Raw genomic sequence first — 13,598 nt, 5'->3', positions numbered from 1 at the left:
AATTAGTCTCTACAAAATTTTAATCGGCTTTCCGCTAACGAAGCGTTGAAAGTTCTTCCGCTGAAGTTGGGTGAAGTGCAACGGTGTCGTTAAAGTCTTGACGGGTTGCGCCCATGTTAACGGCTACCGCGAATCCTTGCAGCATCTCGTCAACTTGCGGACCATACATATGAATGCCCACGATCTTCTCATCGCGCCCTTCACAGATCATTTTCATCGCCGTTTTTACCGGATGATCGCTAAAGGTTGAGTACATTGAAGTAAATGAAGTGGTGTAGATTTTAAGATTCTCTTCACCATATTTCTCAATCGCTTCTTGCTCGGTTAGACCGACCGTTCCGATCGCGGGATGGCTAAAGACGATGCTCGCAATATTTTCATATTTGAGGAAACGCCCTTCCATACCACCATACATGCGATCGGCCATACGGCGTGCCGCTGCAATCGCAACCGGCGTTAACGGGAATTTACCAGTGATATCGCCCACCGCGTAGATGCCTTTCACGTTGGTTTCTTGGAATTCATCGGTCGAGATTGAATCATCATCATTGATCACAACGTCGGTATTTTCCAGACCGATATTACGTGTATTGAGTCCACGACCAATCGCCCAAATTAAGAGATCCGCTTCAACGGTATCGCCTTTTTTCGTGGTGATGGTGAGTGATCCATCGGCGTTTTTCTCCACTTTTTCCACTTCACTGTGGCGATGGAGATGAACGCTCTTTTCAAGCTCTTCTTCTAAATGCTCAGTAACAAATGGGTCAAATGAACGCAGCACCATTTCACGGCGACAAAGAAGATGCGACTCAACGCCAAACGTGCTTAAGACTTGTGCAATTTCAACGGCGATATAGCCCGCGCCCACAACGGCAACGCGTTTTGGAAGCTCTTCAATGGAGAAAAATTCATTTGAAGTAATGCCATATTCAGCGCCCGGTACATTCGGAACAAGTGGGTAGCCCCCGGTTGAGATCACAATTTTATCGGCGGTGTACTCTTTTCCATCGACGCTCACGGTGTTGTTATTAACAAATTTTGCCGCGCCGTGAACAAGATCAATTCCCGCCCCTGGAATGTAGCTTTCGCCATACCATGAGGTGATATTGTTGATGTATTGATCGCTTTTTGCTTTTAAGGTTTTCCAATCAAACCCTTTTTTCTCAACATCAAAGCCGTAACCCTTCGCATCCCCAATGGCGTGCGCAACCGTTGCCGCATTCCAGAGAATTTTCTTCGGCACACAACCAACGTTTACGCAGGTACCGCCGAGTTCGCTTTTTTCAATCAAAAGGCATTTCGCGCCGTAGCTCGCTGCTCGCTCAGCAAATGAGAGTCCGCCTGAGCCCGCACCAATTACGATAGCATCATACTTTTGCATATATTTTAATTCCTTTTTTTGTCTGTATTAATGGTTATTTACTGAATTTCAAAGAGTGGAACAATCTCAGCCACCCCCGACACGCCACGCACAATATTGACTGCGATATCAGCCTCTTCACGGGTCACAATACCCATGAGATAGACGATGCCGCGCTCAGTTTTCACCTTGACGTGAACTGAATTAAAGCCTTTTTTCTTAATTTGTGCTGTGAGCGCTGTCTTCACTTTTGAGGTGATGAGTGCGTCATTACTAATGCTAGAAACAGACGCAGGTTCACTAATAATTAGCTCATTAATAACATCTCTTACATGCTCAACCGACCGAATGTCTCGCTCTGCGCGAAGACCAAAATCACGGCTCGGGACTTCCCCTGTCAATAGCACCCGTTGGTTATAACTTAGGACACTAACATGCGCTTTTTGACGATCAGGATAATCTTTTATTTTATGCTGTGCTTTTACTTCGATTGACTGATCTTCTACTAAAACGCCGGAGGTTCGCCGTTCATTTACACCTAACGCCCCCGCACCAACACCGCCAGCAATCAGTGCTGGGGCACAGGCATTGAGCGTTAATAGCATTGCTAAACTTCCAATGATCATTTTTAAATTTTTCATTTTCATAGGTCTCGCTTTGTACTTTCAAATGGATTTTAATGCTTCATTCCAAGCTTACGCAAATTCGTTATCCACCAATACACACCAGGTATGGATGATTAACATATGCACCTCTTGGATTCGCGCTGTGCGTTTACTCGGCACTTTAACTCGCATTAATGAGTCGTAGTCGAATCCATTCGATTTCCCGCCATCTTCACCGGTAAGTAAGATGACGCGCATTCCTTTCTCGATCGCAACCTCGATCGCATTATTGATGCTCACTGAGTTTCCGCTCGTACTAATAGCAACGAGGGTATCTTTCTCATCACCCAACGCTTCGAGCTGTTTGGAAAAGACCACCTCGTAGCTGTAATCATTGGCAATGGACGTTAAATTAGAACTGTCTGTGGTGAGCGCAACCGCGGGGAGGGGACGACGCTCTTTTTCAAATCGATTAATCAATTCCGCCGCAAAATGTTGCGCATCGGCCGCCGATCCACCATTGCCGCAAATATAGACTTTGCCGCCTTGATGAAAGGTATCGATTAGGGCTTGCCCCGTTGTCTCCACAACGTCTACCAAGCACTCAAGCGTTTTCTCCTTGACGCGAATGCTCTCGGCAAACTCGTTTTTAACTAGCATCTTTTCTCTCCCTATATAGAAAAAGACCCAAGTGTTCTCTCTTGAGTCTCTTTAAAATCGATTAAATGACTAATAAGCTTTTCATTCGACTCATCGCCTGATTCTCGATCTGGCGAATGCGTTCAGCCGAAACTGAATATTTTTCCGCAAGATCGGTAAGCGTTGGCCGCGCTTCATCTTCATCATGCATCCAACGTTGGACGATAATATCTTTACTGCGTTCATCAAGCGTTTCAAGCGCCGCAAGCAATTTCTCTTGCGTGTGTTCCGCGTTATCACTCGCTTCCACAATCATCGACGGATCTTTACCCTCATCAGAGAGCCAATCGGACGGCGTATAGCCCTCTTCATCCGCGCCCGACTGGGGAAGATCAAAGGCCAAGTCGTTCGAGAAGAGGCGCATCTCCATGCGTTTCACCTCTTCTAAACTCACATTGAGCTCTTTGGCAATCTCTTTGGCTTCTTTTTTCGAGAGCCAGCCGATATGCTCTTTTGATGAACGGAGATTGAAAAAGAGTTTCCGTTGCGCTTTTGTAGTCGCAACTTTAACAATGCGCCAATTCTGGATCACAAAGTTATGAATCTCCGATTTAATCCAATACACCGCAAATGAGATCAAACGCACATTAAAGCTTGGGTCAAAGCGTTTTACCGCTTTCATCAGCCCAACATTCCCCTCTTGTACTAAATCGATGAGCGGAAGCCCGTAGCCGGTATAGCTTTTGGCAATGTGCACGACAAATTTGAGGTGCGATAAGATTAAACTTTGTGCTGCATGCAGATCCTCATGCTGAATGAATCGATACGCAAGTTCGCGCTCTTCCTCAGCACTTAATGTGGGGATATCGGCAATCGCACTAATGTACGCATCGAGACCTTCTGCGGTCGATGGTAATGTATTGGCGCGTAGCACTAAATCTTTAGTTTCTGGCATTATATGAATACCTCCTCAATCATTTGTCCCACTTAGTTTAGTCTAAGTAAAACGTTCTTTTTCTCTATTTCAAGTGAACAATTATACCATTTTTCTCACGGCATGTCGCTTCAATTCCTTTTCAAAAGAATAGGGTAATTTTAGTAAAAATGCGTCAATTTTTGCGCTTTTTTAAGACTTTAATTGTTTCAATTGCAACGTAAATGGCCCATTAAATAAGCGTAAAGCAAATCCTTAACGAACCCTCACAAATCGTGCACATTACTCGATAGATAAACGAGCCGATTATTGTTAATATATTCCCTTCATATTCTAATAAGTATAATAAAAGGATATTTAGACGCGATGAACACTGAAGAAACAATGAACGAAGCAGAAGAGCTCCGCAAGGAAGCGCTTCTCTATCATGCTCGCCCTGTACCGGGCAAGATCTCCATTACCGCCACAAAACCGATGGTGAACCAGCGAGATCTATCGCTTGCCTATTCGCCAGGCGTTGCGTATGCCTGTGAGGAGATTCAAGCAAACCCCCTAACCGCTCTTGATTACACTGCCAAAGGAAACTTAGTTGCGGTCATCAGTAACGGAACGGCTGTATTAGGCCTTGGAAATATTGGCGCCCTTGCCGGAAAACCTGTCATGGAAGGAAAAGGCGTTCTCTTTAAAAAATTCTCCGGAATCGATGTATTTGACATTGAAGTTGATGAAACCGATCCCGATAAATTAATCGACATTATTGCGAGCTTAGAGCCCACCTTTGGCGGGATCAACTTAGAAGATATTAAAGCGCCTGAGTGTTTCTACATTGAAACTGAACTCAAAAAACGCATGAATATCCCCGTATTCCACGATGACCAACACGGTACCGCGATCATTGCCGCAGCGGGCGTATTAAACGCGCTCAAACTTGCGGATAAAAAAATCGAAGAAGTTACCCTTGTGTGTAGTGGCGCAGGCGCAGCCGCAATCTCATGCTTAAATCTTCTTGTGCAACTGGGTCTTCGTAAAGAAAATGTCTTTGTATGTGACCGTGATGGCGTGATCAATCACACCCGCGCACCGGAAACGCTCGATGAATATAAGAGCAAATATATGCGCGAAACCGACAAAACCACCATGGCGGAAGTGATGGTGGGAGCGGATATTTTCTTAGGTCTTTCCGCGCCTCGCGTTGTGAACCAAGAGATGGTGAAAACCATGGCGCCCAATCCATTAATCTTCGCCCTTGCCAATCCTGAGCCTGAAATTCGCCCAGAGATTGCCCTTGCGGCGCGCCCCGATGCGATCATTGCAACGGGCCGTTCAGATTATCCTAACCAAATTAATAACGTACTCTGCTTCCCTTATCTTTTCCGCGGAGCCCTTGATTGCGGCGCCACTGAAATCAACGAAGAGATGAAATTGGCGTGCGTGAAAGCGATCGCAGAGCTCACCCATCAGCAGGCAACGGAAGAAGTTCTCCACGCCTATCAAGGGGAAACCTTACGCTTTGGTCGTCAATACATTATTCCAAAACCATTCGACCCGCGTTTAGTGACCGAGCTTCCCGCAGCGGTTGCGAAAGCGGCGATGGATTCAGGCGTTGCTCAACGTCCGATTGCCGATTTTGAAGAGTATCGTCATCTTTTAAGCCTTCACATCAACAAAACCAACATGACCATGCGCCCGATCTTTGCTCAAGCGAAGAAAAATGCGCGTACGATTGCCTATGCCGAAGGGGAAGATGAGCGCGTTCTCCGTGCGGTTCATATTGTTAAACAAGATCAGCTTGCGAACCCTATCTTAATTGGCCGCCCCGATGTAATCGCGGAAAAGGTGGAAGAGCTTGGCATTAACCTTAAACTGAAAGTGTTAACCACCGGCGATGAGATCAGCAAAGATATTGGCGCCGACTATATTCAAGTGGTCGATTATCGCAATCCGCCCTACTTTGATGAATGCTCTGAGAAATATTATGAGGTGATGCAACGTAAAGGGATTACCCCTGAACTTGCACGCCAACGCATGCAAACTCGCGGCAATCTTCTTGCGGCAATGTATATTGAGCTTGGCATTATTGATGGTCAAATCAGTGGTGTGCTTGGGCAATATCATCGTCACATTCATCATATGGTGGATGCGCTTGGCCTTCGTGAAGGGATCTCTCAGCCAGCGGCGATTAGCGTCTTATTATCACCGAAAGGCCCGATCTTCTTCTGCGATACACATATCAATGAAAACCCCACAGCGGAAGAGCTTGCAGACATCACCTTGATGGCAGCGGAAGTGGTGGAACGCTTTGGTATGACGCCGAAAATCGCCCTTGCCTCTCACTCAAACTTTGGTTCACGTGAATCATCGTTCTCGGTGAAAATGCGTAAAACCCTTGAGCTCCTACGTGAACGCGCACCGGAACTTGAGTGTGAAGGGGAGATGCAGCCGGATCTCGCGCTTTGGGATAAATATCGTAAGAACTACTTTCCAAGCTCGCGCTTAGAAGGCATGGCAAACCTCTTTGTTTTTGCCAACATCGATACGGCAAACGTCACCTATAACTTCGTACGCGGCATTACCGACAGCGTCGTGGTAGGCCCGATTGTGGCAGGTCTTGCGAAATCATCCCACGTGTTAACCAATGCGGCAACCCCTCGCCGAATTGTGAATTTAACCGCGGTGTGCGCAACGGACGAATTTTTATAAGTCCGGCAGCATAAAACGCATTACGGCGCAAATGCTCACGTAATCATAAAGATAGGAATCTTTGAGCTGCGTCGTAAAATGCGCAATATCGTAAAAATCGCCCCTCTAAATATTGATAACATGATAATATAATTTGTTGTGACTGTTTAGAGGGCTTTTTTTGCCCAAACAAAAGGACGATCAATCAGGCATGAGAAAACGAACGCTATATCTAACCGCCCTGACCGCAGCCCTACTCTTTTTACAAAGCTGCGCTTCCAGTGGTAAATATACAGTGAAACGAGGCGACTCTCTCGGCGCTATCGCAAGTCGCTATAATATGAGCGTGAATGATTTGGCACGGATGAATAATATCAACAATCCCAACTTCATTCGCCCGGGGCAAGTACTCCGCGTCAAAGGCTCGAACGTGCGTGGTCCTCGCTCCTCTTTTGGTAGCGTGAGTCAGCCCGCGCCTCGTACAGCCAATGCTCGCTCATCCTCACCTAACCGCGCGACAGCCTCAACGCCAAGCCGCGCCATTGCCCCTGCAAAAGCACCAGCTCCACCTCAAGATCGTGTGAAAACGGGAATCAAAGGCTGGGCACGCCCAACGCCGGGAACCATTGTTAAGAGCTACAATCCTAATATTCCAGGCCAAAAAGGGATTCACATTGCCGGTCGCCCCAATCAAAGCATTGTCGCCTCTCATAATGGTGAAGTGGTCTTCGCAGGACGCGGGAATACCGGTTACGGTCAGCTAATTATTATTAAACATAATGGTAATACTTACAGCGCTTACGGCTATCTCGCCTCGATCTCTGTTGATGAGGGCATGAAAGTAAACCGCGGCCAACAGATCGCCACGATGGGACGCAATACCGAAGGAAAAGATGTGCTCTACTTTGAGATTCGCACCCAAGGACAAACGGTTAACCCCGCAAACTATATTTAATCTAATATTTACCAGCTGTTAACCCGATTTAACGGCCTATCAGCCTGCTTGTGTATTGCATAAGCAGGCTTTTATGTTGACGAGTAGCCAGTCCCAATGTGCGATAGTTACCAGCTCTAATAGAGTTTTATGGAAATTCTCAACCTTTTTTAATCGACTTTTTCCCACAATCGACTACACTTCTCTCTTCAAATTAATCCCTCTCTTTCGGAGCCATGGCATTATGCACCACTCAGCCGTCACCGACCGCTCACTCTTTTCCCTTAGCTGGCCGATTTTTATCGATCTCTTTCTCCACCAAGCGACAATCTTAATTAATATCGCCATGGTGAGCCACCTTTCAACCAACTATGTCGCTGCCATGAATGTGGGCAATCACCTCTTTCATCTCTGCGTGACGATCTTTAGTTTTATCAGCGTCGGTTGCAGTGTGGTCGTCGCTCAATATTTAGGAGCGCAAAAACGCGATACCGCGCGCAATGTGATCCATATCTCCATTGCCCTTAATATGCTGCTCGGCACTTTTGTTGCGCTTGTCATCTTCTTTTTTGGCTGGGATGCGCTAAAGCTGATGAATACGCCCGATTCACTTATGCAAGATGCCTACAATTATCTCCATATTTTAGGCATTTGCCTTTTGTTTGAAGCGATCTCTCTTATTTTAGCGGCCTCTATTCGCGTCTATGGTAAGACTCAAGCGGTGATGTATGTATCACTCTTTATCAATATTATTACTGTCTTTGGCAATATTTTACTGCTCTACGGATTTTTTGGCCTTCCGCAACTAGGGCTCATTGGCGTTGCCGTCTCCACCGCGTTTGGCCGCCTTGTGGGCATGGGGATTCTCTTTTATCTTCTCTTTCACGGGCTTAAAATTCATTTCGAATACCATCTTCTATTTCGCTGGACGAAAAAACAACTCGGACAGATTCTTAAGATTGGCCTTCCGTCAGCAGGTGAAAATCTCGTCTGGTTTCTCCACTATCTCACCGCCCTTGCCTTTGTCGGACTGATGGGCGAATTGAGCCTAGCCGCCGAATCGATCTACTTTGCCATTGCGAGTTTCATTATGCTGCTTGGCGCATCGGTCAGTATCGCGAACGAAATTATTGTGGCGCATTATGTGGGCGCGTCCCAATTTGATAAGGCCTATAAACAAGGCTTCCACGCAATCCGCGCGGGCTTTATTACATCGCTCATTGCCGCCGCTTTAATCTATCTTGCAAGCCCCTTCATTAGCCGACTTCTTACTGACGATCAATCGGTGATTGCGATCATGGCGCCGCTCTTTTTGCTCGGCATTTTACTTGAGCCCGGACGCTCGCTTAATATTGTGATGGTCAATGCACTTCGCGCATCTGGAGATGCCGCCTTCCCGCTTAAAACCGCCATTTTATTTATGTGGGGGATCTCCATTCCGCTCGGATATTATTTAGGGATTAAACTTGAGATTGGGCTGCTTGGGATCTGGATTGGCTTTTGCGCCGATGAGTGGATTCGCGGCTTAACCAACACCTATCACTGGTATTCGAAAAAGTGGCAAACCAAACGCCTCAATATCGATTAGTTATCGATTAGATATCGGTTAAAGATCAGCTCAACCAAAAAGTGCCGACACAAAAAAGACGACTCATTCATCTGATTGAAGGTCGTCTTTTTTATTACCTGGTGCTTAAGTTCAAATAAATCTAAGCCCTATTAGGACTCATCATTGCCCTGGTTCTCTTTTGATTGCTTTCGATTTCTCGGACGGCGACGACGGGTCTGCTCGCGGGTAATTCGCTTCGGCTCATCACGCTCTTCGCGTTTTTGCTTCTGCTCGAATTTCTCCCAACGCTCTTTCCAGAAATTGGCGCGTTCAATAATGGACTCCGACTCACCCGATTCCGCGCGAAGGAGAATAAAATCATAGGCCGGCTTAAAACGTTCATGGGATAAAATGCGACCGATGCGGCGCACGTTATTGGCGGTTAATCGGCTCTGGAAGGTCCAAAGTTCAACGATCAGATCTTTCACATAGCGTGGAAAGACGGTGATATCGCGCTGCTCACGGAAAAGATCTTCCGCCGCTTTTTCAACAGCAGGAAACTCTTGCAAGCCTTCCGCTTTATAGCCATCATAGCGAACCTTAAAGTCCGCCCACATGAGCGATGCGTAGAGAAAATAGGGGGAGCTATTGCGCCCGATTTTATGGCGCGCATCAGAATTACGGAGCGCCACCTCAAGCAGATGATTTTCAGGAAAGCCCTCTTTAAAGGCCTCCGCCGTTCCCGGAAATAGATATTTAAAGAGATCATATTTCACAAGCGACTGAAAACTCGCTTCCCCGTGACCGGTTAAGAAGAGTTTAATCACCTCATCATACATTCGCGATGGCGATACATGCATTAAAAGAGGGGCAAATTCTTTGAGCTTTGGCACCAATTTTGGATCGATGGTAAAGCCTAATTTTGCCTCAAACCGAACCGCGCGAAGGAGTCTCACCGGATCTTCTTCAAAGCGCTGATCAGGGTCGCCGATCAGACGGATCTCACGGCGTTTAAGATCTTCAAACCCGCCACAATAATCGATAATCTCACCGGATTCAGGATTATAATAGAGCGCGTTAATGGTAAAGTCACGACGCACTGCGTCATCATCAATTTCACCATAGATATTATCACGCATCAAAAAGCCCGTATCACTCTTTTGAAAGTGACGGGATTCTTCCTCTTTATCGGCGCGAAAGGTGGCTACCTCGATAATATCGCGACCAAAGAGAATGTGTGCTAAACGGAATCGCCGACCGATAATTCGGCAATTATTAAAGATCGATTTGATCTCATTGGGGTGCGCATTCGTTGCAATATCAAAGTCTTTTGGCTGATGGTCAAGCAACAAATCGCGCACGCCACCGCCGACTAAATACGCCTCAAAGCCCTTTTGTTGGAGCCTTTTTAAGACTTTTAATGAATTTTTGGAGATGGAGCGATTGCTAATGGAGTGCTCTTTCTCACGATAAATTTTTGGTTTCACAGCGTTTTTGTCTTCCCATAAGAAAAGCCTTTCGAGATGAAAGGCTTTTATCAATTTCAAAGCGTGTAATTTCAACAAATGAAAAATTAACGTTTTGAGAACTGTGTCGCACGACGTGCGCCGCGAAGACCAACTTTCTTACGCTCAACGCTACGTGGGTCACGAGTTACAAAGCCCGCTTTACGTAATGCTTCACGGTTCGCTTCATCATATTCGATTAAAGCACGTGTAAGACCGTGGCGAATTGCACCTGCTTGACCTGTCATACCGCCGCCTGCAACCGTTACAATTACATCGAATTGCTCAGCTGCTTCTAAAAGCGCTAAAGGTTGACGTACGATCATGCGTGATGATTCTCTTGAAAAGTACTCATCAAGTGGTTTGTTGTTTACAACAATATTGCCCGTACCTTTACGTAAGAAAACGCGTGCTGATGAGCGTTTGCGTCGTCCTGTACCATAGTTTTGGTTAGTTGCCATAATTAATACTCTCTTATCTAATTAGATGTCTAAAATTTTGGGTTGTTGTGCAGCATGATGATGCTCAGCGCCAGCATATACTTTAAGCTTTCTGAACATTTGACGACCTAAAACGTTTTTAGGAAGCATACCTTTTACCGCTAATTCTATAACCATCTCTGGTTTTGACTCTAACATTTTCTCAAGAGAGGTTTCTCTTAAATGTCCAACATAACCGGTGTGTTTGTAATAAATTTTTTGAAGCATTTTATTACCAGACACACGAATTTTATCCGCATTAACTACGATAATGTAATCACCTGTATCAACGTGTGGTGTGTATTCAGGTTTATGCTTACCGCGTAAACGTCTTGCGATTTCGGTCGCTAAACGGCCAAGTGTTTTGTTTTCTGCGTCTACGACGAACCACTCGCGTGTTACTTCAGCAGGTTTTGCACTAAATGTTTTCATTGAAAACTCCAAATAAAAAAAATCTCTAACAAAAAAATCCAAGCCAACAACACTCATAAGGTTGCATCTTATAAGCCTTTTCGTTGAAAGCTTAAATCATACGTTAGGGGTCGCTGGTAAACGATCCCGCTATTCTAATCAAAAATCATACAAAATACAAGGCAAAATCAATTGCTATCTCAGAATTTAACCCAGCGAAAAGTCATTACGCTATAATTGAAGCATAATCACAACAAACAAAGGAGTCCCTCTATGAGTTCGATGAAAAAAACCTTAATCGCCTCTGCCTTACTATTTGCGACAGCCCAAGCCGATACTCATCTTGTGGAGAGTAATCGTCAAGCGTCCGATGAAATTGCGATCACACTCTACAATAATGGGACCGCACTTGTAAATGAGTCCCGCTCAGTTCTCCTTAAAAAAGGCATTAATCAGCTTTTATTAAAAGATGTTTCAGCGCAGATTCGCCCGCAAACCACTCATCTTAAAAACCGTGGGAACTCTGCCCTACAGCTCATTGAGCAAAATTTTGATTACGATCTTCTCTCGCCGCACGCGATGCTCGAAAAATCACTCGGTACATCGATTGAAATTCGTTCATTTGATCCAACCGGTCAAAAAGTTCAAGAGACGGCCACCGTACTTTCCACAAATGGCGGACTGGTATTACAATATCCCGATCGCATTGAAACCGGGCTTCCAAAAGACGCGCAACTTATCTTTAAACAGATTCCCGATGGCCTTAAAGCCTCGCCAACGCTCTCTTTATTATTAGCGAGCGAAGCCGATGAAGCCGCGCCCCTTGAGATCACCTATCTCACCAGCGGCTTTGACTGGCAAGCCGATTACATCGCAACCCTTTCAAAAAATGAGACTGAATTTGATCTCACCGGTTGGATTACCCTTAAAAATAATAGCGGTACCACCTTTGAAAATAGTAAGTTGCAACTCGTGGCGGGCGATGTGAATCAAACGCCCAATTATGGCTCGCCGCGCATGATGAAAGCGAGCATGGTAGTTATGGATGAAAGCGCTTATCTTCCAAGTGAAGAGAGTTTTTCCGACTTTCATCTCTACACCTTGCCGATGAAAACAACGCTCAAAAACAATCAAGAGAAACAGCTCTCACTGCTCTCAGCAGACGCGATTCCGCTCACTAAAGAGTATCGTTTTACCCACTACGTTCAAGATCATTCGGAGAGTAAAAATCGCAAAGCGGCGATCTATCTTCTAATTGATAACACCGAAGCAAGCAACTTAGGCATGCCACTTCCGCAAGGGGTGTTCCGCGTCTATCAAGAGCGTGACAATGGTGAGGCACTCTTTATTGGTGAAAATCGAATCCCCCATGTGGCGGCCAATGAAACCTTCGAGGTTAATACCGGTAACGCGTTCGATGTATCAGTCTCTGAAAGTGTGACCCAGTTTGAGCGCATCACTAAAACGCGTACTCAGTCATCCCATCAAGTAATCTTCAAAAATGCGAAAAAAGTCCCCGTTGTGGCGAAATATACCGAACAATTTGGCATGAAAGGCTGGCGTTTACTCTCGGTTTCACATGAACCCTCGCAAAAAGTGGGCACCTCGGCCACCTGGAATATTGAAATTCCGGCAGAATCGAGCGTGACGTTAACCTATAAAATCGATCTTGAGACGGAATCGAAATAGCCTCTCTATATATAAGTTTTATATAGATAGTCGTCATTCAAACCCTCAATTAACACATTAATTAAAAAGCCACGAGATTCCTAAACGGGGTCGCGTGGCTTTTTTTGCCCGCAAAATTCTGTGTGAAAAATAAAAATGCCGCCACCTAAAAAATTCGCGCAAAATGGCAAGGTTTTTTCCCTGCGAACGCCTGATTTTTTCGCTATGATGGGAGTAATAAATCTCAATCATTAATAAGGAGAGCCCATGAGTGCGGCAATTGTGTTAGGTGTCATTGCGATTTTAATTATTAGCGCCATCAAAATTCATAACGGCATTATCAATCGTTATAACGCGACCGTGCGTGCGTGGGCCGATGTAGTGACGGAAGAACGCAATAAAAATCAGCTGTTTCCCGAGATTGAGCGCCTAGCAGAATCCTTTAAAGAGCATGAAGGCTCGGTATTAAAAGGCGTAACGGAACTTCGCGCTGCCATTTCACGCATTAGCGAAAATGATATCGACACCCATCAGCTCAAAGCGATCCAAACGCAAACTTCATCGCTCATTAAAAACTTAGTCGCCGTCTCTGAGGCCTATCCTGAGCTCAAAAGCTCCGAGGTTTTTAATAATGTGATCAATAAATTCACGATCCAACAAGACAACATTACCGCATCGTTGCGCATTTTTAACCGCAATGTGGAGCTCTTTAATAGTGGGATTGAGATTTTCCCCAATTCAATTGTAAATAACACTTTTACCAAAAAAGTCCGTCTGAACCGCTTTCATGATCATGCCGCAGAAGCGGGATTTGATTATAAGCCCAATTTTTAAC

At 45.4% G+C, this 13,598-nt stretch carries 12 protein-coding genes; 5 read left to right on the top strand and 7 right to left on the bottom strand.

Translation table 11 applies throughout. The features are described 5' to 3' along the window. Positions 1-34: 34 nt before the first annotated feature. From gorA to rpoH, 4 genes are all read right to left on the bottom strand, one after another. Positions 35-1,381 carry a glutathione-disulfide reductase gene (gorA, locus tag OXI21_RS03405; protein ID WP_279618158.1) on the bottom strand — a complete coding sequence of 449 codons (1,347 nt, stop codon included), beginning with the start codon at positions 1,379-1,381 and terminating at the stop codon, positions 35-37. Positions 1,382-1,419: 38 nt separating this feature from the next. After that, positions 1,420-2,001 (bottom strand): BON domain-containing protein, encoded by a 582-nt coding sequence (locus tag OXI21_RS03400; RefSeq protein WP_279618157.1) that lies wholly within the window; start codon positions 1,999-2,001, stop codon positions 1,420-1,422. Positions 2,002-2,055: 54 nt separating this feature from the next. After that, positions 2,056-2,625 (bottom strand): D-sedoheptulose 7-phosphate isomerase, encoded by a 570-nt coding sequence (locus tag OXI21_RS03395; protein ID WP_279618156.1) that lies wholly within the window; start codon positions 2,623-2,625, stop codon positions 2,056-2,058. A gap of 61 nt (positions 2,626-2,686) precedes the next feature. After that, positions 2,687-3,559, bottom strand: a complete 873-nt coding sequence (rpoH, locus tag OXI21_RS03390; protein ID WP_279618155.1) for an RNA polymerase sigma factor RpoH — start codon at positions 3,557-3,559, stop codon at positions 2,687-2,689. A 345-nt stretch (positions 3,560-3,904) separates the two neighbouring features. On the opposite strand from rpoH, the gene OXI21_RS03385 reads away from it, so the two are divergent. The 3 genes from OXI21_RS03385 (at position 3,905) to OXI21_RS03375 (ending at position 8,739) form a co-directional block, all read left to right on the top strand. Further along, on the top strand, positions 3,905-6,238 hold the full coding sequence (locus OXI21_RS03385; protein WP_279618154.1) for an NADP-dependent malic enzyme: 2,334 nt from the start codon (positions 3,905-3,907) through the stop codon (positions 6,236-6,238). Between the two features lie 190 nt (positions 6,239-6,428). Beyond that, a complete protein-coding gene (locus OXI21_RS03380) occupies positions 6,429-7,172 on the top strand; it encodes a peptidoglycan DD-metalloendopeptidase family protein (protein ID WP_279618153.1) in 744 nt (247 codons plus the stop codon). Positions 7,173-7,395: 223 nt separating this feature from the next. Then, positions 7,396-8,739 carry an MATE family efflux transporter gene (locus OXI21_RS03375; protein WP_279618152.1) on the top strand — a complete coding sequence of 448 codons (1,344 nt, stop codon included), beginning with the start codon at positions 7,396-7,398 and terminating at the stop codon, positions 8,737-8,739. A 131-nt stretch (positions 8,740-8,870) separates the two neighbouring features. Here the strand turns inward: OXI21_RS03375 and pcnB are convergent, their stop codons facing one another. From pcnB to rplM, 3 genes are all read right to left on the bottom strand, one after another. Then, positions 8,871-10,187: a polynucleotide adenylyltransferase PcnB gene (gene pcnB / locus OXI21_RS03370; protein ID WP_279618151.1), complete on the bottom strand. Its 1,317-nt coding sequence runs from the start codon at positions 10,185-10,187 to the stop codon at positions 8,871-8,873. An 86-nt stretch (positions 10,188-10,273) separates the two neighbouring features. Then, positions 10,274-10,666, bottom strand: a complete 393-nt coding sequence (gene rpsI, locus OXI21_RS03365; protein WP_279618150.1) for a 30S ribosomal protein S9 — start codon at positions 10,664-10,666, stop codon at positions 10,274-10,276. A gap of 21 nt (positions 10,667-10,687) precedes the next feature. Beyond that, positions 10,688-11,116 (bottom strand): 50S ribosomal protein L13, encoded by a 429-nt coding sequence (rplM, locus tag OXI21_RS03360; protein ID WP_279619393.1) that lies wholly within the window; start codon positions 11,114-11,116, stop codon positions 10,688-10,690. 252 nt (positions 11,117-11,368) lie between these two features. On the opposite strand from rplM, the gene OXI21_RS03355 reads away from it, so the two are divergent. Together OXI21_RS03355 and OXI21_RS03350 are read left to right on the top strand one after the other, a co-directional pair. Beyond that, the gene (locus OXI21_RS03355) at positions 11,369-12,784 is read left to right on the top strand and encodes a DUF4139 domain-containing protein (RefSeq protein WP_279618149.1); all 1,416 of its coding nucleotides are present in this window, start codon (positions 11,369-11,371) and stop codon (positions 12,782-12,784) included. A 246-nt stretch (positions 12,785-13,030) separates the two neighbouring features. Beyond that, complete coding sequence (locus OXI21_RS03350) at positions 13,031-13,597, top strand: LemA family protein (protein ID WP_279618148.1); 567 nt, start codon at positions 13,031-13,033, stop codon at positions 13,595-13,597. The last annotated feature ends 1 nt before the right edge of the window (position 13,598 follow it).

Origin of the sequence: Ignatzschineria sp. RMDPL8A, from assembly GCF_029815055.1 — a bacterium.
Lineage (GTDB): Bacteria > Pseudomonadota > Gammaproteobacteria > Cardiobacteriales > Wohlfahrtiimonadaceae > CALZBJ01.
Note: the sequence above shows the minus strand (reverse complement) of the source record. Positions and strands in the feature narration are given on the sequence as shown.

Coding starts and splice junctions, on each gene's coding strand:
- gorA (WP_279618158.1), bottom strand. CDS start 1,381: ATGCAAAAGTATGATGCTATCGTAATTGGTGCGGGCTCAGGCGGACTC.
- OXI21_RS03400 (WP_279618157.1), bottom strand. CDS start 2,001: ATGAAAAATTTAAAAATGATCATTGGAAGTTTAGCAATGCTATTAACG.
- OXI21_RS03395 (WP_279618156.1), bottom strand. CDS start 2,625: ATGCTAGTTAAAAACGAGTTTGCCGAGAGCATTCGCGTCAAGGAGAAA.
- rpoH (WP_279618155.1), bottom strand. CDS start 3,559: ATGCCAGAAACTAAAGATTTAGTGCTACGCGCCAATACATTACCATCG.
- OXI21_RS03385 (WP_279618154.1), top strand. CDS start 3,905: ATGAACACTGAAGAAACAATGAACGAAGCAGAAGAGCTCCGCAAGGAA.
- OXI21_RS03380 (WP_279618153.1), top strand. CDS start 6,429: ATGAGAAAACGAACGCTATATCTAACCGCCCTGACCGCAGCCCTACTC.
- OXI21_RS03375 (WP_279618152.1), top strand. CDS start 7,396: ATGCACCACTCAGCCGTCACCGACCGCTCACTCTTTTCCCTTAGCTGG.
- rpsI (WP_279618150.1), bottom strand. CDS start 10,666: ATGGCAACTAACCAAAACTATGGTACAGGACGACGCAAACGCTCATCA.
- rplM (WP_279619393.1), bottom strand. CDS start 11,116: ATGAAAACATTTAGTGCAAAACCTGCTGAAGTAACACGCGAGTGGTTC.
- OXI21_RS03355 (WP_279618149.1), top strand. CDS start 11,369: ATGAGTTCGATGAAAAAAACCTTAATCGCCTCTGCCTTACTATTTGCG.
- OXI21_RS03350 (WP_279618148.1), top strand. CDS start 13,031: ATGAGTGCGGCAATTGTGTTAGGTGTCATTGCGATTTTAATTATTAGC.